Raw genomic sequence first — 24,238 nt, 5'->3', positions numbered from 1 at the left:
GGTCCTCACCCACAAACACCCCGACCTGCGACAGGAATTCGAAGCAGCCCGCGAAAGCGTCAATGGAATTCCTGCCGCGTTCCAAAACCTCCAGGCCAAAGTCGGCGACCTCGAAGCCTCGAACAGAAGGCTGCGTGAGCACAACAGCGAACTTGCCGAACGAAATGAGATCTATGCCCAAGTCATCCACGCTCTCACTACCGAACTCGCCGAGCTGCGACAAGGCCGGTCCCTCCCAGCGAACGTCCGCCGTCTCCCGACCGAAGCCACAACACCACGGCGGACCTGACTCACCGACCCTCCGCCCAGGAGCAAGACCGCAACAGCCCCGAAAAGGTGACAGAGGCGCAGGCATTCAGTCCAGTGCCATGCTCGCCCTCTCCGCTAAGGGAATCCTCCCGAAGGTCGACTACGCCATATTCGCCGACACCGGATGGGAACCCAAAGCTGTCTACGCCCATCTCGACCGGCTCGAAAGAGAGATCGCCACACCCGCCGGGATACCCATCCTCCGGGTGTCCTCCGGCAACATCCGCAACGACGCACTCGACCCGGATCACCGGTTCGCCTCCATGCCGCTCTACATCCTCAACCAGGACGGCAAGCAGGGCATGACCAGGCGCCAGTGCACCGGGGAATACAAGATCAAGCCGATCAAGAAGAAGATCCGGGAACTCCTCGGATACCCCTACCCTCAGCGCATCCCGAACGGGATCTTCGTTGAACAGTGGGTCGGCATATCCACCGACGAGTTCCATCGCGCCAAGGATGCCGACGTCCGCTACATGCGCAACCGGCACCCGCTCATCGACCTCAACTGGTCACGCACGGATGCCACGCGCTACCTGGATTCCATCGGCCTCGAAAGCACACCGAAGTCGAGCTGTCTGGGCTGCCCGTTCCATGGCAATGCGCAGTGGAGAAACATCCGGGATACCAACCCGGAAGAATGGCAGGACGTCGTGGAATTCGACGCCGCCATCCGGGCAGGGAACGCCCGGGCGAACGCGAGCGGCAACCCGCTGCTGGGACAGGCGTTCCTACACCGCTCCCGCGTGCCTCTCGACCAGGCGCCCATCGATCATGTCACCGCCGCGGAATGGGCCGCGCGCCAGCACGAACTGCCCGACTCCGCGGATGCGGACGAGGCGGAGCTGGGGGTGGTGGACGGCTGCTCGCCGTGGGCATGCCGCGGGGAGGCGGACACCGGGCTGACGCAGGACGACTTCGGGCTGACCTCGTGACCGTGGTGGACCTGTTCGCCGGTCCGGGCGGCTGGAGCCACGCCCTGGCCGTCCTGGGGGTCCGCGACGTCGGCCTGGAGTGGGACCAGTGGGCCTGCACCACCCGGACCCGGGCCGGTCTGTTGACGCTGCAGACGGATGTGGCGCTGTATCCGGTGTGGCCGTGGGTGGGCCGCACGCGGGGGCTGATCGCCAGTCCGCCGTGCCAGGCGTGGTCGATGGCCGGCAAGCGTCTCGGTCTGGTGGACCAGCCGCTCGTGCACCAAGCGGTCGCCGACCTCGCCGCCGGACGCGACACCCGCGCCGCGCTGCTGGCCGCCTGCCGGGATCCGCGCTCCCTGCTGGCCGCCGAGCCCATGCGCTACCTCCACGCCCTGCACCAGGCGGGCGAGCCGGAGTGGGTGACCATGGAGGAGGTGCCCGACGTGCTGCCGCTGTGACGGCAGTACGCGGCCGTCCTGCGCGCCTGGGGGTTCTCGGTGTGGGCCGGCATCCTCAACGCCGCCGACTACGGCGTCCCTCAGACCAGACGCCGGGCGATCCTTCTCGCCTCCCGCGTCCGTACCGCCCAGCCGCCGCCTCCCACGCACGCCCGGGTCGCCGAGCCCGAGTCGCTGCTCGGTGCGGGGCGCGCCCGATGGGTGAGCATGGCCCAGGCTCTCGGCTGGGGCGCCACCGATCGGCCCGTGCCCACCGTGTGCGTCGGCGGCGGGCCCGGCGGCGGCCCCGAGCCCTTCCCCTCCGGCTCCCGTCAGAGCCTCATCACCGCGCGCGACCGCGGACTGTGGCTGCCACGGAACACCCCCGCGGACGCAACCCCTGGCTCCACCTCCGGCACGGCCGCCCGCTGGAGGTGGGCCCTGCGCAGCAACAACCAGGCCAAGGCCACCGTCCGGACACTGGACGAGCCCGCAGGAACGCTGTTCTTCGGCCACCGCTCCAACGAATGCACCTGGATCGCCGAGCCCGTCCAGAGCCCGCCCACCGATGAGTCCCCCGCGGTGCCGGAACCGATCCGGATCACCGCCCGCGAGGCCGGAGTCCTGCAGACCTTTCCCGCCGACTACCCCTGGTCCGGGAACAAGAGCCAGCAGTTCTCCCAGATCGGCAATGCCGTCCCCCCGCTGCTCGCCGCCCACCTCCTCGCTCCGCACCTTGAGGCCCCCCTTGATCCGGACGACTTCACCCTGGCGGCCTGATGCCCCCTTCTCCCAATCTCGGCCAGGACGACCACCTCACCCCCGATACTGTCCCCGCACCACGAGCGGTCTTCCACGCCGAACAAGCCCTCTTCGGCGCTCTCCTCCTCGAACCGCACCGCCGCCACACCCTCACCAACATCACCGCTGGCTCCTTCTCCACCGCCGAGCACACCGCCGTGTTCACCGCCATCACCGTGCTCCCCACCCCCGCTCAAAACACCCACGCCACGAACACGACGTGGCTCAACCAGGTTCTCGCCACCGCCCGCGAACAGGCCCGCGCCCTCACCGCCCCCTACCTGCACGCCCTCATCCAGGTCTGCCCCCAGCCGCAGCACGCGCCGGCCTACGCACGGATGATCGAGGCCGAACACGCCCAACGGCGTCTGCGTGTCGGCGCCGAACGCCTCCTGCAGAGCGTCCACGACACCTCCCTCCCTCACCCCGTCCACACGGTGCTCGCCGAAGCCGACGCCCTCGCCGCGGCCGTGGACAACATCGCGACCCGCTTCCCACCGCGCGCCGGCCTCCTGTCCCGCACCCCGCTGCCCCCGCCCGGCCCCGCACCCGAGCACGACGATGCGGCGGCAGAGGAGGAGCAGGCGTTGCTCGCGACGGCCGCCGCCCGGCCCGCGGACATCGGCTCGGCACGATGGCTGCTGCCCGGGGACTTCACCCAGCCCCTGCACGCCGGGCTGTGGCGATGCCTTACCGCCCTCGATCGCCGCCACGAGCCCGTCGACCCCGTCACCGTCTTGTGGGAAGCCCAGCAGTACGGCCTGCTGGACGACGGCAGCAAGCCAGGCGAGATCCTGCGCCTGCTGGCCCGGTCGGCTCCTTCCCTGGAGCACTGGGGCGAGCGCATCCTGCGGCGCTCCCTGCTGGCTACCGCCGCGAATGCCGCCCGCCGCATCAGGACTTACACCGATGACCTGGCGAACACGCCGTTCCAGCTCGTCGTCGGCGCCCGCAGGGCGCTGGCCGACCTCGGTGCCGTCCGCACCCGCTGGCAGCACGCCACCGGAGCAGTCCCGCCGCAGCGACCGCGTCCCGCGTCCGCTCCTCGTGCCAGCCCGCCGACTACCACGGCCGCACACGCCACCCACACACCCCGCTGACGCAGCCCAGCACGCCCCCGCCCGGCCTCACAGCCACAGGAGACCACGCCCCCGTGAGCACCGCACCCTCCATCAACGCGCACGTCGGCCTCAACACCCACCCCCACCACCCCAGTGCCGTCGTCGCCACCGTCACCGGCAGCGCCTGGCACATCGCCCAGGCGCACCTGAGTGTGCGCGGCTTCGAGTCCGTCTCCGCCGACACGCTGGTCATGGCCCGCATCGACCGCGAGGAGCCGTACTGGGCGCAGCGGGCCGCCGATGCGCTCACCGCCGAGCGCATCACCGTAGAGATCACGCCCCAGCTGCGCGAGGCCATCAACGAGGAGTGGACTTGGCCCGACTACCCCATGAGCTGGTGCACACGCAGCGAGATCCGTGAGGTCTCCAACGAGGCCCAGAAAATTCACGACGACATCCGCCACGGCCGGCTCATCGTCCACGCCCATGCCCACGACGGCTGGACCACCAAGGCCGTCGGTAGCTACCGGGACGGCAGCAGCGTCGTCCTGCACGGCGAGAATCACCTGCGCACCGTCGAGACTTCCTTCCCTACGGCCGCCGAGGCCCTCGTCGCGTTCGACCGCGTCCACGGTGACGCGATGCGCCCCGGGCCTCCTACGCCAACCGACGTCGAGCGCCAGGCCGACGAAGCCCTCAACACCCTGCGCACCGCCGCCTTCGTGGAAGCCGAGCCGACCCTCCCCCGCATCGAAACGGTGCCGGCCTACGCCGCCGACCCTGCCGACCCCGACGCCACCCTGGAAGCGTTCGTCAACGAACATCGCGAATGGGCGAAGTGGCGCACCTGGTCCGATCACACCACCCACCTCGTCCACGACCCCGATCCTCGTGAGACCGCCTGGACCTTCGCCGCCTACGAGACCCCCGTCTCCGACCGCATGTGGCACCTCACCCTCACCGCCGCCACTCCCGATCCCCTGCTCCAGTCCCTCCTGATCAGCCTCGCCCACGGCGACGCCTGGGACACCGCGCTGGGCAGTCCCGTCATCGAGCGGACTGTTTCCGCCGCCACGCGGTCTCTCACCGACGCCGGCTGGAAGCACACCATCGACGGACGCCACATCCGCTGGCAGACACCCCACGGCGACGCCGGCGTGCAGTTCGATGTCTTCGCCGCCCAGGACCCCCGCATCCACCTCCCCACCTGGACCCTCTGGGCCGGCCTCGACGTCGACCGCCCCACCTGGGCCATCCATGCCTCCCGCTACACCCCCGCTCCGCTCCTGGCCGCCCTCACCGAGGACCTCGCCCACGGCACCGGTACCCGCCAGACACGAACCACCCGCACCGAACACCGAAAAAACTCCGGCATCACTGCGCCGACCGTCCCGCCAGCGGCAGCCGGCCCCGCAGCTGGCCGCATACGCTGACCTCACCGCCCCGCTCGCACGCTCGCCCGCTGGCACCCTCCTAACAACGCTGGAGCATCCTCCGTTGTCGCCATCCGGTCATCATGGCGACTGCCACTGACAACGACCCTAGAGGCGCGGCGTAGTTGTGCTGTCTTATGAGGTTGGTTCCATCAACTGATCCCCGGCGGGCGCCGCGTGCTGACACGCCACCTGCTCCAGCGCCTCGTAGAGGACACGGGCCCGCTGGCTGCGCGGGCTGCCGAATGCCTCCGGCAGGGAACCCTGCTCGCCACTTCGCTCGGCGATCACGCGGGATCGAGCAAGGCCGTTACACCTCGTCCTGTCCATCGCGGAAGACCTCAGCCTCCCTACGGTTCTTCCGCTGTCCCCGCGTACCGTTGCCGCGTGGCTGACTGCCGCGACGGGGCGGCTCGTCGCCAGTTCCCGCCTTGCTCGGCAGCTTGGTCACGGGCAGCCCTGCCAGACGGCCACGGGTCGCTTGCCCTGTATCGCATGTCAGTAGACGTACGTCGCGGCCCGCAACGGCCTGGATCGTGGCGGCACGTTCGATGATCTCGTCATCGTCGATCGGCTGACGGGTGTGCCCCGGCTGGTCAAGCACAATCTCCACGGTGACCTGTTCGATGACGGATTGCCCCTCACCCGGCTTCCGACCATGCAGGATGCCGGTGGCTCCTGAGGTGATCGCCTCATCAAGGCGCCCCAACGTGTGACCCGCACGCCATCTGGGGTGGTCGGCACCTGTCTCCTTGAGCCGGTCGAGTTCGTCGACCACCACGATCGGAAACAGCAGGAGGATCTCTTCATCGGTGGGCAGGCCCATGACCACGTGCAGATCGGTGTCAGCGAGGGGCTTAGGGCTGTTGCAGTAGAAACTCGAATCGGCCACCGCGAGTTGCCCCGGCCCCGACCAGCGCCGAATGTGCTCCTCAAGTGCTTCCACCGCAGCGTCGAGAGCACCCACGCGGTCGTCGAGTTCCTGATGGACGAGCCCGTTGACGAGCCGCTGCTGACTAGTGCCGGCCATGGTGCCGCAGGCCCCGAGGAGGGCGTAGTACCGGCGGGTCTGGACGAGGCGTTCAACGTCCTTATCACTGACTTGATCCTGCAGAATCCGGGCGGCGACGGTGACCCAATCCAGATATCGCAGCAGCCCCTCGTAGTTGGCCGAGCCAGAACTCCGCAGGTTCGATGCGTCCTGGCGAACCTGCGCAAGGGCCCTGAGGATGTTGTCTCGGTGGGCACCGGGCCGCGGAGTGATGAGCATGAACTGATCGTGCCAGGGCACGGGGCGGAACGCCCTGAAACTAGTAGGAGCGGGCGGTGCCAAGTTCGCGACCAAGGCGAGAACCAGCAGGCACCGGGCTCATCACCAGCCATCGGCGGGGCCATATAGCGCGGGATCGTCGGTTACCCAAACCGGCGATCCCGCGCATCATTGATGCTCCACCGCCACGAACTGCCCGCCCGTCGAAGGGAGAAGCCCCGACGCCCGATGCTCACGGCCAAGACGCTGTGGCACCGTCACGCTGCCGCGTAGCTCGCCCGAAACAGCTCTTGCGCCCGCTCCACGTCCCTCGGCGTACGCAACTGCACCTCCAGATCACCCGTTCCGTGATGCCCCAGTCCGGACACGTCCCGGGTGAATCCCGGAACGAGGTCGACCAGCCCAGGATCGACCTTCAGATAGACCAGCAGCTTGCTGCGCTGCGGCGGGCAGACACACGCGAAGTTCCGCAACCGCTGATACGCCCGATACGTCTTGCGCTCCACGCGGTTCACACCGTCCCCGAGCCCCAGCAGCGCCTCGTCCACCGCGTCCGCCAACCCCACCATCGACNACACCGTCCCCGAGCCCCAGCAGCGCCTCGTCCACCGCGTCCGCCAACCCCACCATCGACGCGCCCTGAACGTCGGCCGCCGCCACCCGAACGACCGCCTGCTGGCGTGAGCGGCGCGCTGCCGGCACTCCGCCGCTCACCGACGCCACGGTCTCCAGCCCCAACAGGTCGCTGCCGAAGAACCGGTAGCGGACCAGATCGATCGACCGCTGGTGCTCACGTACGGCATGCACGTCATAGCGGGTGAAGTCGCCGGCGATACAGATCAGGCGCGGGCCGCTCCACAGGACCTGGGACGCGGCCGTCGCACCGAGCCGATCGCGGACCAGGTGCTCGAACTCGGCCCGGTGATCCATCAGCCACGCCAGGCAGAACAAGCCCTGGTTGATCACGCCGGCGTCGACACCGCGCTTGTACTCCACGATGACCGGCGAGCCGTTCTCGTCCAGCCCGAGCGAATCGATCCGGCCCCCGTGCACCGGCCCCGTGCCGTACTCGCTCGCCAGGAACCGCACCCCCAGCAGCGTCTCCATGTGCGCCTCGACAAGACCCTGCACATCTGCCTCGATCTCGGCAAGCCGCGGCAGGATCTCGATCATGCCGCCATTCGTCGTGTCCGCGCGAAACAGCTTCAGGCCCGACACTTTCCCCCCTCGGCTCGGAGATCACCAACGCCGGGAAGGTGCAGGATTATTTCCGTGAGAGGCTTCGGAAGCGTAAAGAGGCGTGAAACCCTAACTACGGCCCAGCCGAAGAGCGCTCGCGTCCCCCAACCAGGGAAATCCGCGATTCCCCCATACGTCCCCCACGCCTCGGGGGACAGTCCTAGGGGACTGCGTTTACGCAGGTCAACCCCGTAAGCCAGGGGATAGAGCAGGCGCCTTCTAAACGCTCACTCCGACCCAACGTGCGCGAGGTGGGCAACATTTTCACCGATGCCCGAACAGGAACGGAGGGTGAGCGATTGAAGCATCTAATTCCTCGTCGTCCAGTTCTCTCAGCACTCACCCAAAACTGCCCAGATAGCAATAGACGAGTGTCCCGTTGGACAGGCAATACACGCTTCTTCAATCTTCCAGTGCGCAACTAACCTGGACAGGTCGAACGGACGATCTCCGCCGACGCGGGGTCCACTCCAGGACGATGCGCGGCCGTCCCTGGTAAGACGACGATCCTCACAAGGGCGGGGTCCACGATCAGCTCGGCGAGCGTCATGGTTCGTCGTCCGGACGATCCCCGCGGGCGCGGGGTCGACATCAGGTCCGGGCCGGGGCTGGTGCTCATGGACGGAGCATCCCCGCGGGCGCGGGGTCGACCAACAGGCTGTCGTGTGGCGGGTCGGGCGTTCCGGAGCATCCCCGCGGGCGCGGGGTCGACGCGTTCAGTGCGGCGCGGAGCCGTATGTAGCGCGGAGCATCCCCGCGGGCGCGGGGTCGACGAGTTTGTCGTCGGCGACGATCGCGGACAGGTCGGAGCATCCCCGCGGGCGCGGGGTCGACACCCAGCCGGTCCGCGGGTCCAGCTCCAGCACCGGAGCATCCCCGCGGGCGCGGGGTCGACACTTGCTGAGCTGGGACTTTAGTAGGCAGGCTGCCTGTTTTCATTCAGTTGCTTTTCCTCGGCGTGGAGGAGCAGCACAACTACTACCCAACACTCTCTTCCCATGACCCAACAGGTCTACCGCACCGCGTTGGGAGCCCATGCACAGACTGCCGGGTTCGCTTCGACGGCCAATGCGATCGACACGCCACCTGCCCAGCCGCGCGGCGACCACTCATACCGGGATGGGCATCATCACCGTCAAACGATGGCGCAACGGCCCAGAACACAGCTGAGCCCTTGGCGCCAAACCGTTGTTTCCCCCACCCCATGTCTGCCGACCCCTGTTCTCACCGGTGGGTCAGAGGTCCTCGACTGCGAAATTTCAGTGCCGCGCGACGGCTTCCGTGGTCCCCGCCGATACAAGGGTGGTTCGGCGGGGACCACGGAAGCCGAGTCCTCGCCCATATACAAAGCAGCCCCACTCCAGTCCGCAGGCAGACACTGCCCACTACCGATGCGTCGCGCACCAAGATCCGGACCATACGCGGGCCAGAGCCTGCCAACTCCCCTTCCGACAGCGCGTCTATACAGGCCAGAGGCATGCAACGGCTGTACCACCAGCAGACGAAGAACCTGCTGGTGGACGACATTTTTCCTACCACCGTCAGTTACTCACCGTGTCTGTAGCAGTGTCACAGGTCGACCAGCTCCACCTCCTCACGGCACGGCCGACGCTGGGGAGAATCTGGGGAGAATGAACAACGCTGGGGAGCGCGTGGAGAGGATGGGCTGCATAACGCAGGACGAACCTGAAAGGCGCTGAAACAAGCATCAGCGCAGGTCAGAAGCACAAACGGCCGTATAGACGCAGGTCGACGCCCTCAGCTAGACGACTTCACGACGTAGGTGCCCAGGTCGTCGGCCTCGACGACGCCGGGGACGGAACCGCCGGAGTGGAGGGGCGTGATGTAGCGGGTGGCGACGACCTCTCTCAGCATCTTCCAAGACCCCATAGCTTTTTTGCCTTACATTCCACGGCAGGATCCTGCGCGGTACGGCGCTTGCCTCCGGCCTCCGGCATGGAGTGAGCATAGTAACCAAGCGTGACAGCGGGGGACGAGTGCCCGAGCCGTCGTGCCGGCGTCACCACGGCTTCCCTGATCCACGCACGTGGGCCGACTGGCGTCGGCCGGCTGTCACGCGCTCGGCACCGGCCATGCATTACCGTCGGAGCCATGACTGCTGTCATTGGGGGCGCCGGCAACGGCACAACCGTAGGAGCCCTGCTCAGAGGCTGGCGTGAGCGGCGCCGGATCACTCAGCTCGAACTGGCCCTGAGTTCCGAAACCTCGGCACGCCACATCAGCTTCATCGAAACGGGGCGTGCCAAACCCAGCCAGGCCATGGTGCTGCGTCTCGCGGAGGGGCTCGACGTTCCCGTGAGGGAACGGAACGCGCTGCTGGTGGCCGCCGGCTATGCGCCGGCCTATCCCGACACCCCGCTGACGGCTCCGGCGATGAAGGCCCTGCGCTCGGGTCTCGACAGTCTGCTGGCCGCGTACGAGCCGAACCCCGCCCTGGTGATGGACGGCACCTACGATGTCGTAGCCGCCAACCGCGGCGTGCGGGCCCTGCTGAGCGGTCTGCCGGAGCACGTGCTGGCCCCACCTCTGAACGCCATGCGGCTCATCCTGCACCCGCTCGGGCTCGCGTCGCGCATCCGCAACTTCGACGAGTGGCGGGCACATCTCCTGCAGCGGATCGAACGTCAGATCATGCTGCGTGCCTCGGACGGGCTGCGTCGGCTCCACGACGAGTTGATCGCCTATCCGGCACCGCACCGTCATGGCTCCGACGTGGTGGGCGTCGGCAGTGGTCACCTCGGCGCCCACGGCGCCCACGCTTTCGCGTTGCCGCTCCACGTGGAGGTCGACGGGCAGGTGCTCTCCTTCATTTCGACGGCCACCACGTTCAACACGCCCATGGACGTGACCGTCTCCGAGTTGGCGGTGGAGGCATTCCTCCCGACCGACCCGGAGACGGCCAAGGTTCTTCAGGAACTCGTCGACGCGGTTCAGCCCTCGGTAGCCGGGCCAGGAGTCGGCTGACGTCGTCGATTCCGCCCGTCCTCGGGGAGCGTGGATCAGTCCTGGCCGGCCCCCGCGCGTACCTGGCGCAGTGCCATGTACTGCAGGAGAGCGAATCCGCCGACCACGACCGCCTGCAGCGGGATCCAGATCCAGCCCGCAGTGTGGGGATCGTCGAACCAGACGGTCAGCGCGACGGCACTGAGAACCGCCCACAGGGCATTGGTCTCGATCACGGCCTGGACCGCCCGCACCGCCGGCCGCGGCCGGCCGGCCAGATACCCCACCGCCGCTCCGTACAGCGCCAGAACGGCGCCGAGGCCGAGCAGCAGCCCTTCTCCCACCCCGAGCAGCCGCCCCAGCGGTCCCGAGGCCAGGAGGTAGGCGAGCCCGTTGACGGCCGTGACAGCCGCGTCCAGGGCGAGAAACCTACGCAGCCACACCAGCGGCAGCTCTTCTGTCTTGGATTGTGCGCGAAGTCCGGCCGTTGACACGACAGCGACCTCCTTGTGAGTGATGTCCGGTTGACTTTCAGATCCTCCGCACGATCACGATGCTGGATGACCGGGATCATGTCGATTACCGCTGAGGTAATCCGGGAGCCGGGCCGCGCCGGGCGCGATCGGCGCCGCCGGCGGGCCGACCGGGGGTTACCACCAGGGGCAGCGCGGCAGCCCCGGGAAAGGATCCTGGTCCGCCCACAGATGGTTCGCGGGGATGGTGCCCCACGCCTGGACCGACGGCACCTGTACCGTCTCGTCGCCCTGCGTGTAGTACCAGACGTTGTTGCCGCCCGGATGCGGTTCGCCCATCGTCCAGCAGACGAACCAGCTGGTCGTGCTGTTGAGCAGACCGGTCACCGGAGCCACGAAAGAGGCGCGCCCGTACAGCTTGCCCGGGCTGTTCTCGCAGTACAGGTCCTTGGTGAAGGCGTTCCCCAGCGTGTCCTGGTGCGTCACACCCTCCCGGATGTGGCACGTCCGCCGGACGGCGGCACCGGCGGTGGAGTCCGTGGACAGCACCGCCGTGACCGCGAGCAGGAAGGCCCCCGCGACGGTAAGGCCCCTGCGGCCCGTTGCGGGCCGCGTCATGACCGACCCGCCGGGCCGGCCTTCTCCTTCAGGGAGGGCACGCACGGCGGGAGGCCCGGGAAGGGGTCCTCCGTGGTCCACAGGGAGAACGCGGGAACGTAGCCCCAGCCCTTGCGCAGGGGCCAGTTGAGGATGCGGTCGCCCTGCGTGTAGTACCAGATGCGGTTGCCGCCGGCGTGCAGTTCGCCGGTCTCCCAGCACACGAACCAGCTCAGTGTGGTGGCAAGCTTGGCGATCACGGTGCCGTAGTTCTGCGGGCCGGCGAAGACGTCCGCGACGGCGTTCTCGCAGTACAGGTCCGTGGAGAAGGTCCTGCCGGTGTGATCGGTGTGCGACACGCCGGTGCGGATCTCGCAGATCCGCTGCGCATCGGCCTCCTGCCCGGTGCCTGCCGCAGCGGACGGCGTGGTCACGGCTGCGGCCAGGACGACGGTGGCGGCGAGTGCGGCCCAGCGGCCCGTTCGGCGCCGGTCAGGTCTCCCGGCCGGCTCGTTCGCTGTCATGTCTCCCCCTCTGTCTCCGTGCTGTTGTCGTCTCGTCATCCCCAGGGACACCTGGGCAGGCCGGGCGCCGGGTGGCTGCCGGAGTACACCATGGAGGCCGGCATGTAGCCCCACGCCTGGGTGGAGGGCCGGCTCACCACCTCGTCGCCCTGCGTGTAGTACCAGATGCTGTTGCCGCCGGCGTGCGCGTCGCCGAGCTTCCAGCAGACGAACCAGCTCCGGGTGGTGAGCGTCCGCCCGACGACCGGGCTGGACGCGAAGGACTGGAGCCGTACGTCCCCCGGTGCGTTGTCGCACACCACGTCGTGGTCGAACCACATGCCGGTCCAGTCGACGTGCTGGACCCCTTCGCGGGTCTCGCACGCGCCCGCGGCCGCGGGAGGGGTGCCGCCCGCCCAGGCGTTGCCGGGCACGGCCGTCGCCGTGGCCGCCAGGGCCGCGGCGACACCGAGCACGCCCCGGGCCCGGGCCCGTGATCTCTTCATGACTTTCCCTCCCGTGTCCTGGCCGGTCCCGGCAGGGACCGGAGTGGCCGACCTGCCGGCGCGGCGCGCCTGTCCGGTCAGGGGTGCAGGGCGGCCCAGGTACGCGGACCGACGAAGCCGTCGGCGGTGAGGCCGACGGACTGCTGGAAGTCCACGACCGCTGCGCGCGTCGTGGACCCGAAGATCTTGTCGGCGACAACGCTCGTGTAGCCGTACACCTGGTTCAGCACGCACTGAAGGTGCCCCACGGCGTCGTTCGCGTGGCCCTCACCCAGTTCCGGGTGGCCACCGGTGTAGGCGCACAGCCGCCATTCGCCGTTGACGGCGTTCATCACGTGCGGGGCGGTGTGCGTGGCGGACTCCTGCCGGCCGGGCCCGTCCGGGCCGGAGCCCAGTGCCGTCACGGGGGCGGACAGCAGTGCACAGCCGAGCAGGGACGCCAGCACGGCGCCCAGGTATCTCCTGCGTTTGACGGTCATGGAACTTCCCAGGTCGAGATGGACTGCGGTCTGCGCCGGCCCGGCAGGTCCCGCGGTGCGGTGCCCGGGACCCCAGCAGGCCGCCGCGTGGGGAAACTGCGGCGGATCAGACCCACGAACAGCGGGGCAGGCCCGGATGGGGGTGGGACGGGGCCTGCACGATCCTGGCGGGCACCACGCCCCAGCCCTTGATCCGCCGCTGGGTCAGCACGCGGTCGGCCTGCGTGTAGTACCAGACCCGGCTCTCCCCGGCCGGGGCGTCACCCTCGGTCCAGCAGACGAACCAACTCGGCGACAAGGCCAGGCGCCCGGTGGTCGGTGCGCCGAAGGCGGCCCTGCCGTAGACGTCCGACGCCAGGTTGTCGCAGTACAGGTCGAGGGAGAAGACGTTTCCGATGGCGTCCGCGTGGGGCTGCTGCTGGCGCAGCGAGCAGGTCGCGGCGGCGGCGTCCGGGGCCTCGGCGTTCGCCATGGCGGCGGGTGTGGCGCCGAGGCCCAGGCAGAGCAGAACGGAAGCGAGCGCCCTGCGGATCCTGGCCGGGGTGCGTACGGCTCTCAACACGGCCTCCCGGGCCTCACGACCAGGTGCACTGGCTCAGGCCAGGCACCGGATGGGTGGATACGCGAAGCTCTGCCGCGGGCAGGTATCCCCAGCCCTTGGACATCCGGCTGGCGGAGACCGTGTCGCCCTGTGTGTAGTACCAGATGTCGCTGCCCTGGTACTGTCCGCCCCGCTTCCAGCACACGAACCAGCTGGGGGAGAAGCGGATCTGCCCGTTGACCGAACTCTGGGTCGTGGACTGCAGCCGTACGGAGCCGAGGTGGTGCGGACAGACGACGTCGCCGACGAAGGTCATCGGAGTCCAGTCGACGTGCTGCACGGTGGGCCGTGTCTCGCAGGAGGCAGTGGCGTGAGAGGTCCCCGGGGCCATCGGTCCGCTGCCGGCGAGCAGGGCGGTCACCGCCACCGCTCGTGCTCTGCCACCCGGTGTGCATCTGCGACGCCCGGCCCGGGTTCTGTCTCTGCCGCTCTTGCCGGTCATGTGTGATTCCCCCTTGATGCAGGTGATCCGGCTAACACCTGTGAGCAACGGCGAGGTGGTGGACTTCAGCCCGCGTTACGGCGGCCCTCCTCGCTGCTCGTCCATTTTGGCCAGCCCCTCTGACATTCAACTGACATGTGCCTGATTTCACCGCCCTGGGTCTCGGATGCCGAACCCCGGACGATCTCTATGCGGCGGCCCGGACGTCGAGACCAATGAAACCCGGCAGGTCGAGGCGGGTTTGTCCGAAAGGGATGGCTCGATGGACCTGACAGCGGACAACGTGTGTGAGGCACCCGAGCCTGGGCAGGGTTTGTGAGAAATGAACGACAGGGTTGACGGGGCGGTGGAGCTCGTCCCGCGTCATCGGTCGATCGGGGGGTGGTGAGCCCATCACGGGCGCCAGCACGGGTCCCTGCAGGGACGATGATCGGTGAAGGTGAATACAGAAAAGGCTCCCGGAACCGCCGGTAGACCTACGGTTCACCATGCCTTCAAGCGCCCGCATCCATCATGTGCGCATATACCGGTGCCGTTGACATGCAGTCGGCCACCCATGATACGGATGAAAGGCATTCCCCAGGCGTACCGAGGACCCCTGCATGCAGTCCACTTACACGAATCGTCATCGTGGAGAAATCCGAGGCGCTGCACCGTGCACGACATCCCCTGCCGGCGCCCCCACCAGATGGAAATCCGAGCTGCGACCGAAGACAACGTGCATCCTTTTTCCCGAATTCCCGAATTCTCGAATTCCCGAAAGGAAAGAGCACTGTGCTGAAATTTTCCATTCTCGGAGCTCTAGAGATCAACACGTCCAGGGAAAGGATCGAGGTACCCGGATGCCTGCAACGCTCGCTGTTGCAGACGCTACTGGTCGGGGAGGGCGAGCCGATACCGAGCGAGGAGCTCATGCACAGCATGTGGGGAGACGCCGCCGAGGAAATCCAGGCGAATTCCTTGCATGCACATGTCAGCCGTCTCCGGCGCCGGCTGCGAAGTCTGGAACCGGACCGGCCCTCGTCCCGACTGACCGCACATCCGACCGGCTACCGGCTGGCCCTGTCGGAGGGAGAACTCGACGCGATGGAATTCGTCAGGGTCGTCAACGAGATCGAGGCCCGCCCTCGCGTCCCTCCGCACGAGTTGGCCGACCACCTGCGGTCGGCCCTGTCCATGTGGCGCGGACCGGTCTTCGGCGGCTCCGTCGAGACCCCGTTGTGCCGAAGGGCCGCGGCCCGCTACGAGTCGCACCGGATACGCGCCCTTGAACTGATGTTCGACGCCGAGCTTGCGGCGGGCCGTCACGCGGGCGTGATCGCCGAGCTGTACGAACAGCACTACGCCCACCCCATGAGCGAACTCTTCTGCGAGCAGCTCATGATCGCGCTGTACTGCTCGGGTCGACAGGCCAAGGCCCTGGACGTCTACCGCCGGATGCGCCAGAGGCTGTCCGAGGAGCTGGGTGTGGACCCCTCGCCCAAGCTGCGCCGGGTGGAACAGGCCATCCTGGCGCACGATCCGGAGCTGGGAGCGCTGGCTGAGGCTCCTCTGTCATGATGCGCTGCACGGTTTCTTCGAGCCGCCGAGGAAGGCATCGTCGCCCCCGGTGCGCACGCGCGGGCCCGGGGGCGAGGATGCTGCGGCCGGGGCGGCCCCCGCCGCCCGCGGCTGTCCCGGCCGGCGGCGCGACCGGGAAGTGCTGCATGGTGGTCGCCGCCGCGAGGGAGACGGAGCGCACCCCGCGAGCGCGCCGCACCCGCACGGCCGCGAGCAGGTCGGCGCCGCACCCGCCGGGTGCCACGGGCACCGGTGACCCCGGGCCGCCGGCCTGGCCGAAGAGACGGCTGCCGGGACTTCCCGACGTCTCCGGATGCGCCGGGTCCTCAGCGGCCGGTGACGGTCCGGGCCGGGCAGCAGTTCTTCCCGTACAGCGCGTTCACGCTGCGGACGCCTCGCACCCCGCGCTCCCTCCCGGTGCCACGGTCCGTCCTCATCGGCCCAGTTCGCGCACCTGCGGCACCACGGTCGCCGCGATGTCCTTGAGCCGGGTCCCGGGCTGGAGGGAGCCGACGCGGATGATCAGGTGCCGGGCACCGGCACGCACGTACCCGGCGAGCCACTGGGCGCACTCGTCGGCACTGCCCCAGCAGTACGCCTGGATCGCGGACATCTGGTCGAGTGAGCGTCCGTAGTAGTGGTGGACGTAGTGCTCCAGTTCCGCGCGGGCGCGGGCCCGGTCCGGGTCGACGGTGAGGGTGGCGTACAGGGCGGGGGTGATGGCGTCCGCCGGGCGGCCGACCGCGTCGCGGGCCTGCTGGATGCGGTCCCAGGCGCGGCCGTAGACCAGGGCGGACGGGACGAAGGGCATCCAGCCGTCGTAGTGCCGGGCCACCCGCTCGATGACGCGGGGGGTGTCGCTGCCCGCGAGCCACAGGGGCGGCCCGCCCCGCCGGTGGGGTGGCGGCAGCCGTTCCAGGCCCTCGGCCTGCCAGTACCGGCCGGTGAAGCCGACCCGGCCGCCGTCGTCCCGGTGCTGCCACGCGGTACGCCACAGGGCGGCGATCTCGTCGAGCCGGCCCGCCCGGCCGGAGAAGCTCGCCCCCACCGCGTGGAACTCCTCCTCGGTCTCCGGAACGGGGAAGCCCGAGCCCAGGCCGAGGACCAGACGGGATCCGCACACGTGGTCGAGGCTGGCGACCATGTTGGCGCCGATCAGGGGATGGCGCAGGGCGGGAGTGAGCGCGGCGGTGCCCAGGGTGATCCGTGTGGTGACCGCGCCGGCTGCGGTCAGGACCACGAGGGGGTCCAGGCGCGGGCGCGCGGTCAGGGAGTCCCCCGTCCACAGCGAGTCGAAGCCGAGGGATTCGGCCCGGCGGGCGAAGTCCAGCAGCGGGGAGACGGCGACGTTCCCGGAGATGGCCTGCTCCCTGGTGGGGAGCAGGACGCCGATGCGCAGGGGGTGCCGTTGAGGGGCCATGTCTGCTTCCGTTCCGGTTCGAGAGGCGTACGTGTTCGCGTGGCGTACGTTGCTGCCCGGCCGGAAGGGAGCGCCCGGGCGCCCTGTGCCGTCCCCGGGGAGGGGTCAGCTCCCGGCGCCGTCCTTCGCAGCGAGCACGATCTGGGTCTGCGTGGTCTGTCCCACGAGCCGGTCCTTGTCGTCCCGCAGGTCGGTCTGTACGACGACGAGCTTCCCGCCGACATGCAGGGGGCGGGCGGTGGCGTGGACGCTCCCCGAGGCCACTCCCCGCAGGAAGTTGGTCTTGGACTCCACCGTGGACGTCCCGGCGCCCGGCGGGAGGTTGAGGTAGGCGCAGACGGCGCCGACGGAGTCGGCCAGTGCCATCAGGGCCCCGCCGTGCAGGGCACCGCCCACGGTGCAGCTCCCGGGGGACCACGGCAGACTGCCCACGGCCCGGTCGGGGGCGGCCTCGTGGAGTTCGATGCCCAGTCGCGTCGCGAAGGGCATGGCCGCCAGGAGGTCGGCGGGGCTGGGGGCTGCCGTCTCGGAAGGGGACATGGCTTGCTGCCTTTCGGGTAAGGGTTCGCGCTCTCGGGGACGCCGTGACGATCGTTCGGCGTGCAGATCGGCAGTGTCGCAGCCCCCGCCGGGAGGGTTAAATCAACGGACGAGAACGCGCCACGGCCGCGTCGCGGGCACCGCGCCCGTCGCGTCCGGCCACGGCGCTCCCCCGTCCGGTCACGCCCGGGCGATGACCAGGACGGCATTCTGGCCTCCGAATCCGCAGGAATTGCTGAGCGCCAGGTCGAGAACGCCTTCCTCGACCGACCGCGCCACCTCGATGTCCATGCGTGGATCGAGCCGGCGGAGGTTGGCCGTGGGCGGCACCAGCCCGCGCTCCACCGACAGCACGGTGAACGCGGCCTCCACCGCACCGGCGGCCCCCATCAGATGCCCCGTCACGCCCTTGGTGGAGGTGACCGACGGGCCCTGCGGCAGGACCTGCTGGATCACACGGGCCTCCGTCAGGTCGTTGCGGGGCGTGGAGGTGCCGTGCGCGTTGACGTGCCGGACGTCGTCGGGAGCGGCCCCGGCGTCGGCGAGGGCCGCCCGCACGGCCAGCGCCAGCCCGGTCCCGTCCGGATCGGGTGCGGTGATGTGGTGGGCGTCGGCGCTGGCGCCGTAGCCCACGATCCGGGCGCGGACCCGGGCGCCGCGGGCCCGTGCGTCGCCGGTCCGTTCCAGGATCAGCATGCCCGCCCCCTCGGCCGCGACGAAGCCGTCGCGGTCGGCGTCGAACGGGCGGGACGCGCCCGCCGGGTCGTCGTGACGCCGGGACAGGGCCTTCATCTGGGCGAAACCGGCCATGATCAGCGGCGTGACCAGGGCTTCGCTGCCTCCGGTGAGCACGATGTCGCAGCGGTCCAGGGCCAGCAGGTCGCGGGCGGTGCCGATGGCGCTCGCCCCGGAGGCACAGGCCGTGGCCACCACCAGGTTGGGACCCCGGGCGGCGAACTCGATGGCCACCTGTCCCGCCACCATGTTGGGCAGTTCCATGGGCAGCAGCAGCGGCGAGACCCGGCCCGGTCCTTCCTCGCGCAGCACGCGGTGCTGCTCCTCGACCGTGCCCGAGCCGCCGCCTGCCGAGCCCAGCACCACCCCGACCCGGGCACCGTCCCAGGTGCGGGGGTCGAGCCCGGCGTCGGCGATCGCCTCGCGTGCCGCCACCAGCGCGAACTGCACGAACGGGTCCAGGCGATGGGCTCGCCGCGCCCCGAGCAGCCGTTCGGCGTCGAATCCGGGGATCCGGCACGAGATCCGCACCGGCTGGTCCCGGAGAGCGGGGTCCAGTGCGGCGGCGGACCTGCCCTCGCAGACCGTGTCCCAGCCGGCCTCCACGCCGATGCCGGCCGGTGTCACGAGACCGAGCCCGGTGACCGCGATGTCCGAGCGGGCCATCAGACCGCCGCGCTCCGTTCCTCCAGCAGCCGCACCAGAGCGTCGACGGTCGGGGCCTCCATCAGCTCGTCGTCACTGATCCGCAGGTCGAGTTCGTTCTCCAGCACCAACGACAACTCGACCACCGCGAGGGAGTCCAGTTCGATGTCCTCACGCGTCGCGTCGGGCATGATCTGCTCCGGGTCCACCTTGAGTTTGCTGACCAGGATTTCCTTGAGCTGATCGAACATGGCGGACATGGTGATCTCCTCTCGTTTCGGGTGGTACGGGACTCTCACCGGTGCCGGGCCGTCCGGAACCGGTCAGCCGGCCGTGATGTCCGGCCAGGTCAGCGTGGTGGCCCCCCAGGTCAGCCCGCCGCCGAACGCAGTCAGCAGCACCCGGTGGCCGACCGTGAGCCGTCCGGTCGCCGCGGCCTCGGACAGCAGCAGGGGGATCGACGCGGCACCGGTGTTGCCGACCTGCGCGACGTTGCTCAGCAGCCGCTGAGGGGGCATGGACAGCCGCTCGGCGACTGCGGCGATGATGCGGGCGTTGGCCTGGTGCGCCGCGAACCGGTCGACGTCCGCGAGGTTCCAGCCCGCGCCGTGGGCCGCCTGCTGCGAGGCGGCCGTCAGCCGCTCGACCGCGTGCCGGTACGTGTCGCGGCCGCGCATCCGCAGGTAGGTGTCCCCGGGCCCGGCCGGCAGACGCGCCGAACGCTGCCGGGACCCGCCCGCCGGCACCTCGATCAGCTCGCTCGACCCGCCGTCGCTGCCCAGCACGAACGGGCCGGTCGCACCCGGCTCACCGACCGTGCCCGCGCGCAGCAGCACCGCGCCGGCCCCGTCTCCGAAGAGGACCGCGGTGTGGCGGTCGTCGGGGTCGACGATGGTCGTGAACGCCTCGGCGGCGATCAGCAGCACGCTGTCCGCGATGCCCCCCGCGATGAGCGAGGAGGCGGTGGCGAGACCGTACAGGAACCCCGTGCACACCGCCGAGACGTCGAAGGCGGCGGCTCCCGTGCAGCCCAGCCGCGCGGCCACCTGGGGCGCGGTCGCCGGGCAGGGCTGGTCGGGCGTGGTGGTGGCCAGGACCACCGCGTCGGCCTGGGAGACGCCCGCGGACTTCAGTGCCCGCTGCCCTGCCTCCACCGCCAGGTCCGAGGTCGCGATGCCGGGCGCGACCCGGTGCCGGGTGAGGATTCCGGTGCGGGCACGGATCCACTCGTCCGTCGTCCCCAGCCGGGCCGTGAGGGCGTCGTTGGTCACCACATCGGGCGGAACGTACGACCCGATCCCGGCGATCACCGCGGCCCGCCGGCCGGGGCGGGGGGCGTCCGCGGAGTCCGTGGCGCTCATGCTCCGGTCTCCCCCTCGCCTGCCAGGACCTCCAGGGGCAGGCCCATGTAGGCCATGCGGGCCTCGGCCAGTTCGTCGGTCCATGCCTCGGCCGTCTCGTAGCGCTGCACAGGTGTCGTGTCCAGCATCCGCACGCCGGGCCACAGTTCGTAGTCGCCGATGAGGTCGGCGTGCTGAAGCATGCCCTCCTGGAACATCTCCTCCCGGGGGAGGACGAACTCGCGGTCGGGTACCTCGTCCCACAGCCTGACGCCGGCCCGGAGGATCTCCAGCAGCCGGGGACGGTACTCCGGGTGAGCGGCGACGTGGTCGCGCAGGATGGTGCTGGCGACCGTCAGATGCCGGATCTCGTCGATGGCCGTACCGCGGGATATCTCTCCGGTGGCCGGGGACAGCGGGGTCCACTTCCGCTCGCTCAGTTCGGCGGCGGGGGCCAGCACCCCTTCGATGACGATGGCGAAGACCGCCACGCCGCCGGGGAAGTCGGCCTGCTCGCGCACGATGTCCACGGCGAAGTCCTCCACCGGTTTCAGTACGCGCCGGCGGTAGTCGGCGGCCATCTCGTCGATGTCCCGCAGCAGGGTGCCGGCCGGCTGCCCGAGTTCCACGAGGTGGTTGCGGAAGACCCGGGCGTGCCGCGCCTCGTCGATCAGCTGGGTGGCGTAGAACTCCATCTCCGGGATTCCGGGCGCGATGGTGACGTAGTGTCCGAGCAGTCGGGTGGCCAGTTCCTCGGACAGTGCGCGGAAGCCGAACTCCAGCACCAGTGCCTCGCGCAGCGGGCCCGGCTCGGTGAGGAAGTCCGGTACGGTCGCGTCCCGGTGGTGTCCGGTACTGCCTCTGTCCTTCAAGGTGCCCTGCGCCACCTCGGTGATCCAGTAGGCGAGGTCGCACTCCTGCGGGCCGAGCGTGAGTTCCTTCGCTCCCTCCAGCAGGCCGGGAGCCCGGTCCCAGTCGGCCTCCGTGGCAACGGAATCGGTCATGTCGCGATGTTCTCCTTCCTGTTCCTGGCGGGGGCACCGCAGGCCGCGGCCGACGGGATCGCCCCCGCGAACATGTCTCCGGCGTACGACAGGAGCGGCACGCCCTGGTGGGCTGCGGCACGAGTGACACGGCCGAGGAGTACGTCGTGGTCCCCCACGCGCGGCAGGGCGAGCACCCGGCAGCTGTAGTGGGCCAGGGCTCCGGCCAGCAGCGGGGCGCCGGTGCAGGGGTCGGGGTTCCAGGGGACGTCGGTGAACTGCTCGGCACCGTCCGCCCGGGCGCGGTCGGCGAACCGCCGGGCCAGCCCGGTCTGTGACGCGTCCAGGACGTTGACCACGAACCGGCCTTCGGCCATGGCGAGTTGGGCAAAGGTCGACCCGATGCGCAGGCAGACGCCGAGCAGAGGGGGCCGCTGGGACACCGCGGTGACGGTGCCGACCGTGGTTCCGTGCGGCCGACCGCTGTGACGTACCGTCAGAATCGAGACCGCGGAGGCCAGATGACGCAGCGGGCGCGGCTGCCGTGGGCCCGCGGACACGGTGACGCTCACCGGACCGCCCCCTGCTGCTCCCGCGCACCCGGCCGGTGCCTTCGTACGGTGGCGGGCACATGACCGACCGGGACCGGATCGAAGGCGTGCGCGGCCGGTTTGGGGTGGGCGACTCCCAGATCGTCCAGCAGTCGCAGATAGCCCGGCTGACGCACGGGTTCGAAAGGCAGGGCGAAGGGTTTGTAGAAGTTGCCGAACAGCCCGCGATCACCGAAGAGATGGAACGGCAGCGCCAGCAGGGCCCATTCCGGTTTCACCAGCCAGCACCAGAGCGCGGCGACGGCTCCCTGGGTGATCAGACTGTGCATCACGTTGTAGAGGACGTAATACGTCTTCGCTATGGGCCGGCCTTTTGCACGCCGGAACGCGATCGCCCCGGGGATGTAGCCGACGAGGTCGATGTACAGGAACAGCCCGATCGCGGGCAGCCAGCGGATCTCATCGAAATACGCGATGATCAGCCCGGTGGTGACGGCGAGTCCGACCAGGTATTCGGCGCGGTGCAGCGAAAAGGTCCTCGGTGTGTCGAAGGGATTGGCCTGATCCATCGGTTCGGCTCCTCAGGCAAGGGCGGGATGCGGTGACGCGTACGCGCGGCGCTCTCATACGGCGTCTCCTCGGGCGGGAATCAGATCGGTCTCTCCGAGAATCTCCGCGCGCGGGAAGAGACCGGTCAGCGCCCAGGCGACGCTCTCCTTCAGTACGCGCTCTGCGATCGGGTCGAGAATTCCCTCCATGCTCGGAATACCGAAGTCGAAATCGGCCCGAAAGAGGACCTCGACGTCATCGCCGGTCCGACGGAGTTCCCAGCGGCCGGAGAAGCTCTCGAAGTCGCCGTGCGTCTGGGCGAAGCGGATGATCAGCTGCTCCGGGAGGAACTCCTCCTCTTCGGACCAGCTGAGCAGTCCGCTGCGGAAGTGCAGCTCCCAGCTGGAGGAGCACACCTCCGCGGGCGGGGCGGCGTGCACCTCGGTGGCGTTCACGTGCGGGGCGAGCTCCGGGTATCTCTCCCACGCACCGATGCGGTCGAGTGCCGCCGTGGCGTCCTCGTCGTACAGGACGGCTCGCAGTTCAACGCAGCGCATGGGAAGCTCCTTCCGGCATCCTGGCCGAGCGGCGTACGACGTCGTGGGTCGCCCGGTCGAAGGCGTCGAGGAGGTACGAGACCTCGCCGGGGGTCAGCGTGGCCGGCGGGGTGAACCGCACGACCGCGTTCCCGTTCATGGAGTGGTTGGCGACGACTCCGTTGTTGAACAGTTCGATGAGCAGTTCCCCGGCCAGGCCGGCCTCGGCCAGCTCCACCCCGATGAGGAGTCCTCGTCCGCGTACGTCGGCGACCAGCCCGGGCAGGTTCCGGTGGGCGATCTCCGACAACCGGGGCAGCAGCTGTGCCCCGAGGTCCATCGCCCGGGTGATCAGGCGTTCCTCCTTCACGGCACGGATGGCCCCCTGGACCGCGGCCATGAGCACCGGCTGGCCGGAGAAGGTGGCGGTGTGAACGAAGGGGTCCTTGTCGAAAGGGCTGAACGCCTTGCGCGTGGCGGCAGCCGCGGAGACCGGCAGCACTCCGCCGCCGAGCGCTTTGCCGGCGAGCAGCACATCGGGCCGGATGCCCTCGATGTCGGCCCCCCACCATTCCCCGAGCCGCCCGAACCCGCACTGGACCTCGTCCAGGACGAGGAAGCCGTCGTACGCGCGGACCAGTTCCTCGACCTGCTTCAGATGGCCCGCCGGGGGGATGACCACGCCGCCCTCGCCCTGGACGGGCTCGACGACGACGCACACCTCGCCCGGGTGGGCGGCGAGCTCTGCCCGCAGCGCCTCGGCGTCGCCGTACGGCAGGTGCGTGAAGTCCGGCAGCAGCGGGCGGAACGGTCGTTGATAGACCTCCTTGGCGGTGGCGGACAGGGCGCCGAGCGTCTTTCCGTGGTAGCCGCCCGTGAAGGAGACGGTGCGCCGGTAGCCGTTCGCACGGGCGAGTTTGAGTCCCGTCTCGACCGCTTCGGCGCCCGAGAGCGCGAAGTGCACCCGGTCCAGTCCCGGTGGGAGCACCGAGACGAGTTCCTCGGCGGCCCTGGCCACCGTGGGTTCGAGCAGGATGCGGGTGGCGGTGGGGTGGGTGTGCAGCTGACGTGTCACGTACTCCATGACGAGCGGGTGGCGGGCTCCCATGATGAAGACGCCGTAGCCTCCGGCGTTGAGGAAGCGCTCGCCGTCGCTCGTGGTCAGCCACGCCCCGGAGGACTCCACCTCCATGTGGCTGCCCAGCAGTTCCGCGAGGGTGGCTCTGCCCTTGCTCAGATGGGCCCGGTAGAGAGCGAGGATCTCCTTCTCGGAGTCGCCTCGGGCCTCCTGGCGCACGCTCACGGCTGTTTCCTCCATGTCGGCGTGGTTCGGGACTGATGCGGGTG

The 24,238-nt window shown here is 69.5% G+C and carries 24 protein-coding genes, 4 pseudogenes and 1 CRISPR repeat array; of the genes and pseudogenes, 7 read left to right on the top strand and 21 right to left on the bottom strand.

All coding sequences use genetic code 11. The annotated features are described in order from the left end of the window. On the bottom strand, positions 1-223 hold a 223-nt coding region (locus tag KM933_RS12305; protein WP_221351221.1), incomplete at its 3' end, for a hypothetical protein. Between the two features lie 145 nt (positions 224-368). Between KM933_RS12305 and KM933_RS12300 the strand changes: the two genes are divergently transcribed. From KM933_RS12300 to KM933_RS40250, 4 genes and pseudogenes are all read left to right on the top strand, one after another. Further along, a complete protein-coding gene (locus tag KM933_RS12300; RefSeq protein WP_221351219.1) occupies positions 369-1,244 on the top strand; it encodes an adenine nucleotide alpha hydrolase family protein in 876 nt (291 codons plus the stop codon). After that, a pseudogene (locus KM933_RS12295) lies at positions 1,187-2,443 on the top strand (DNA cytosine methyltransferase). Before KM933_RS12300 ends, KM933_RS12295 begins: the two are co-directional and overlap by 58 nt. Further along, positions 2,443-3,564, top strand: coding sequence for a DnaB-like helicase N-terminal domain-containing protein (locus tag KM933_RS12290; protein WP_221351217.1), 1,122 nt, complete (start codon positions 2,443-2,445; stop codon positions 3,562-3,564). The pseudogene KM933_RS12295 and the gene KM933_RS12290 overlap by 1 nt, the downstream one beginning before the upstream one ends. Positions 3,565-3,617: 53 nt before the next feature. Next, a complete protein-coding gene (locus tag KM933_RS40250) occupies positions 3,618-4,958 on the top strand; it encodes an SPDY domain-containing protein (RefSeq protein WP_221351215.1) in 1,341 nt (446 codons plus the stop codon). 310 nt (positions 4,959-5,268) lie between these two features. On the opposite strand, the gene KM933_RS12280 is transcribed toward KM933_RS40250, so the two are convergent. From KM933_RS12280 to KM933_RS40585, 3 genes and pseudogenes are all read right to left on the bottom strand, one after another. Next, entirely contained in the window at positions 5,269-6,228 is a 960-nt protein-coding gene (locus tag KM933_RS12280) for a PIN domain-containing protein (protein ID WP_221351213.1), read from the bottom strand. 257 nt (positions 6,229-6,485) lie between these two features. Further along, a pseudogene (locus tag KM933_RS12275) lies at positions 6,486-7,446 on the bottom strand (DUF5655 domain-containing protein). Positions 7,447-8,028: 582 nt separating this feature from the next. After that, a CRISPR array of direct repeats spans positions 8,029-8,362; the repeat unit is 29 nt; unit sequence CGGAGCATCCCCGCGGGCGCGGGGTCGAC. 875 nt (positions 8,363-9,237) lie between these two features. Further along, positions 9,238-9,342, bottom strand: a pseudogene (locus KM933_RS40585) (HipA family kinase); the annotation flags it as partial. 237 nt (positions 9,343-9,579) lie between these two features. On the opposite strand from KM933_RS40585, the gene KM933_RS12270 reads away from it, so the two are divergent. After that, positions 9,580-10,452: a helix-turn-helix domain-containing protein gene (locus KM933_RS12270; RefSeq protein ID WP_221351211.1), complete on the top strand. Its 873-nt coding sequence runs from the start codon at positions 9,580-9,582 to the stop codon at positions 10,450-10,452. Between the two features lie 35 nt (positions 10,453-10,487). Here the strand turns inward: KM933_RS12270 and KM933_RS12265 are convergent, their stop codons facing one another. From KM933_RS12265 to KM933_RS12235, 7 genes are all read right to left on the bottom strand, one after another. Further along, positions 10,488-10,925: a hypothetical protein gene (locus KM933_RS12265; protein ID WP_221351209.1), complete on the bottom strand. Its 438-nt coding sequence runs from the start codon at positions 10,923-10,925 to the stop codon at positions 10,488-10,490. Positions 10,926-11,081: 156 nt separating this feature from the next. Beyond that, positions 11,082-11,522, bottom strand: a complete 441-nt coding sequence (locus KM933_RS12260) for a hypothetical protein (protein WP_221351207.1) — start codon at positions 11,520-11,522, stop codon at positions 11,082-11,084. Further along, positions 11,519-12,025, bottom strand: coding sequence for a hypothetical protein (locus KM933_RS12255; RefSeq protein WP_221351205.1), 507 nt, complete (start codon positions 12,023-12,025; stop codon positions 11,519-11,521). Before KM933_RS12255 ends, KM933_RS12260 begins: the two co-directional genes overlap by 4 nt. A 35-nt stretch (positions 12,026-12,060) precedes the next feature. Beyond that, a complete protein-coding gene (locus tag KM933_RS12250) occupies positions 12,061-12,510 on the bottom strand; it encodes a hypothetical protein (RefSeq protein WP_221351203.1) in 450 nt (149 codons plus the stop codon). Between the two features lie 77 nt (positions 12,511-12,587). Next, positions 12,588-12,989 (bottom strand): peptidoglycan-binding domain-containing protein, encoded by a 402-nt coding sequence (locus KM933_RS12245; RefSeq protein ID WP_221351201.1) that lies wholly within the window; start codon positions 12,987-12,989, stop codon positions 12,588-12,590. A 106-nt stretch (positions 12,990-13,095) separates the two neighbouring features. Then, on the bottom strand, positions 13,096-13,548 hold the full coding sequence (locus KM933_RS12240; protein ID WP_221351199.1) for a hypothetical protein: 453 nt from the start codon (positions 13,546-13,548) through the stop codon (positions 13,096-13,098). A gap of 16 nt (positions 13,549-13,564) precedes the next feature. Next, positions 13,565-13,957: a hypothetical protein gene (locus KM933_RS12235; protein ID WP_221351197.1), complete on the bottom strand. Its 393-nt coding sequence runs from the start codon at positions 13,955-13,957 to the stop codon at positions 13,565-13,567. Between the two features lie 588 nt (positions 13,958-14,545). Here KM933_RS12235 and KM933_RS39250 point away from each other — a divergent pair. Both KM933_RS39250 and KM933_RS39245 read left to right on the top strand, forming a co-directional pair. Then, positions 14,546-15,079: pseudogene (locus tag KM933_RS39250) on the top strand (winged helix-turn-helix domain-containing protein); the annotation flags it as partial. A gap of 39 nt (positions 15,080-15,118) precedes the next feature. Continuing rightward, complete coding sequence (locus KM933_RS39245) at positions 15,119-15,592, top strand: AfsR/SARP family transcriptional regulator (protein ID WP_260333433.1); 474 nt, start codon at positions 15,119-15,121, stop codon at positions 15,590-15,592. A 433-nt stretch (positions 15,593-16,025) separates the two neighbouring features. Here the strand turns inward: KM933_RS39245 and KM933_RS12225 are convergent, their stop codons facing one another. The 10 genes from KM933_RS12225 to KM933_RS12180 form a co-directional block, all read right to left on the bottom strand. Then, positions 16,026-17,012 (bottom strand): LLM class flavin-dependent oxidoreductase, encoded by a 987-nt coding sequence (locus KM933_RS12225; protein WP_221351195.1) that lies wholly within the window; start codon positions 17,010-17,012, stop codon positions 16,026-16,028. Between the two features lie 105 nt (positions 17,013-17,117). Then, positions 17,118-17,552: a PaaI family thioesterase gene (locus KM933_RS12220; protein WP_221351194.1), complete on the bottom strand. Its 435-nt coding sequence runs from the start codon at positions 17,550-17,552 to the stop codon at positions 17,118-17,120. 180 nt (positions 17,553-17,732) lie between these two features. Next, a complete protein-coding gene (locus KM933_RS12215) occupies positions 17,733-18,953 on the bottom strand; it encodes a beta-ketoacyl-[acyl-carrier-protein] synthase family protein (RefSeq protein ID WP_221351192.1) in 1,221 nt (406 codons plus the stop codon). Then, positions 18,953-19,192, bottom strand: coding sequence for an acyl carrier protein (locus KM933_RS12210; protein WP_308013361.1), 240 nt, complete (start codon positions 19,190-19,192; stop codon positions 18,953-18,955). Before KM933_RS12210 ends, KM933_RS12215 begins: the two co-directional genes overlap by 1 nt. Positions 19,193-19,255: 63 nt before the next feature. After that, on the bottom strand, positions 19,256-20,293 hold the full coding sequence (locus tag KM933_RS12205) for a beta-ketoacyl-ACP synthase III (RefSeq protein WP_221351190.1): 1,038 nt from the start codon (positions 20,291-20,293) through the stop codon (positions 19,256-19,258). Beyond that, complete coding sequence (locus KM933_RS12200; protein WP_221351188.1) at positions 20,290-21,276, bottom strand: ferritin family protein; 987 nt, start codon at positions 21,274-21,276, stop codon at positions 20,290-20,292. Before KM933_RS12200 ends, KM933_RS12205 begins: the two co-directional genes overlap by 4 nt. Then, positions 21,273-21,827, bottom strand: coding sequence for a flavin reductase family protein (locus KM933_RS12195; protein WP_221351186.1), 555 nt, complete (start codon positions 21,825-21,827; stop codon positions 21,273-21,275). Before KM933_RS12195 ends, KM933_RS12200 begins: the two co-directional genes overlap by 4 nt. Then, positions 21,824-22,375, bottom strand: coding sequence for a hypothetical protein (locus KM933_RS12190; RefSeq protein WP_221351184.1), 552 nt, complete (start codon positions 22,373-22,375; stop codon positions 21,824-21,826). Before KM933_RS12190 ends, KM933_RS12195 begins: the two co-directional genes overlap by 4 nt. A gap of 54 nt (positions 22,376-22,429) precedes the next feature. Next, positions 22,430-22,912, bottom strand: coding sequence for an SRPBCC family protein (locus KM933_RS12185; RefSeq protein ID WP_221351183.1), 483 nt, complete (start codon positions 22,910-22,912; stop codon positions 22,430-22,432). Then, entirely contained in the window at positions 22,899-24,209 is a 1,311-nt protein-coding gene (locus KM933_RS12180) for an aspartate aminotransferase family protein (protein WP_260333407.1), read from the bottom strand. The genes KM933_RS12185 and KM933_RS12180 overlap by 14 nt, the downstream gene beginning before the upstream one ends. Positions 24,210-24,238: the final 29 nt, after the last annotated feature.

It is taken from the genome of Streptomyces beigongshangae, assembly GCF_019710745.1.
Taxonomy (GTDB): Bacteria; Actinomycetota; Actinomycetes; order Streptomycetales; family Streptomycetaceae; genus Streptomyces; species Streptomyces beigongshangae.
This window is presented reverse-complemented; position numbering and strand designations above follow the sequence as displayed.

Bases quoted from the DNA above. Each gene is read 5' to 3' on its own strand.
- KM933_RS12300 (WP_221351219.1), top strand. From the start codon at position 369: ATGCTCGCCCTCTCCGCTAAGGGAATCCTCCCGAAGGTCGACTACGCC.
- KM933_RS12290 (WP_221351217.1), top strand. From the start codon at position 2,443: ATGCCCCCTTCTCCCAATCTCGGCCAGGACGACCACCTCACCCCCGAT.
- KM933_RS12280 (WP_221351213.1), bottom strand. From the start codon at position 6,228: ATGCTCATCACTCCGCGGCCCGGTGCCCACCGAGACAACATCCTCAGG.
- KM933_RS12270 (WP_221351211.1), top strand. From the start codon at position 9,580: ATGACTGCTGTCATTGGGGGCGCCGGCAACGGCACAACCGTAGGAGCC.
- KM933_RS12260 (WP_221351207.1), bottom strand. From the start codon at position 11,522: ATGACGCGGCCCGCAACGGGCCGCAGGGGCCTTACCGTCGCGGGGGCC.
- KM933_RS12255 (WP_221351205.1), bottom strand. From the start codon at position 12,025: ATGACAGCGAACGAGCCGGCCGGGAGACCTGACCGGCGCCGAACGGGC.
- KM933_RS12250 (WP_221351203.1), bottom strand. From the start codon at position 12,510: ATGAAGAGATCACGGGCCCGGGCCCGGGGCGTGCTCGGTGTCGCCGCG.
- KM933_RS12245 (WP_221351201.1), bottom strand. From the start codon at position 12,989: ATGACCGTCAAACGCAGGAGATACCTGGGCGCCGTGCTGGCGTCCCTG.
- KM933_RS39245 (WP_260333433.1), top strand. From the start codon at position 15,119: ATGGAATTCGTCAGGGTCGTCAACGAGATCGAGGCCCGCCCTCGCGTC.
- KM933_RS12225 (WP_221351195.1), bottom strand. From the start codon at position 17,012: ATGGCCCCTCAACGGCACCCCCTGCGCATCGGCGTCCTGCTCCCCACC.
- KM933_RS12220 (WP_221351194.1), bottom strand. From the start codon at position 17,552: ATGTCCCCTTCCGAGACGGCAGCCCCCAGCCCCGCCGACCTCCTGGCG.
- KM933_RS12215 (WP_221351192.1), bottom strand. From the start codon at position 18,953: ATGGCCCGCTCGGACATCGCGGTCACCGGGCTCGGTCTCGTGACACCG.
- KM933_RS12210 (WP_308013361.1), bottom strand. From the start codon at position 19,192: ATGTCCGCCATGTTCGATCAGCTCAAGGAAATCCTGGTCAGCAAACTC.
- KM933_RS12205 (WP_221351190.1), bottom strand. From the start codon at position 20,293: ATGAGCGCCACGGACTCCGCGGACGCCCCCCGCCCCGGCCGGCGGGCC.
- KM933_RS12200 (WP_221351188.1), bottom strand. From the start codon at position 21,276: ATGACCGATTCCGTTGCCACGGAGGCCGACTGGGACCGGGCTCCCGGC.
- KM933_RS12190 (WP_221351184.1), bottom strand. From the start codon at position 22,375: ATGGATCAGGCCAATCCCTTCGACACACCGAGGACCTTTTCGCTGCAC.
- KM933_RS12185 (WP_221351183.1), bottom strand. From the start codon at position 22,912: ATGCGCTGCGTTGAACTGCGAGCCGTCCTGTACGACGAGGACGCCACG.
- KM933_RS12180 (WP_260333407.1), bottom strand. From the start codon at position 24,209: ATGGAGGAAACAGCCGTGAGCGTGCGCCAGGAGGCCCGAGGCGACTCC.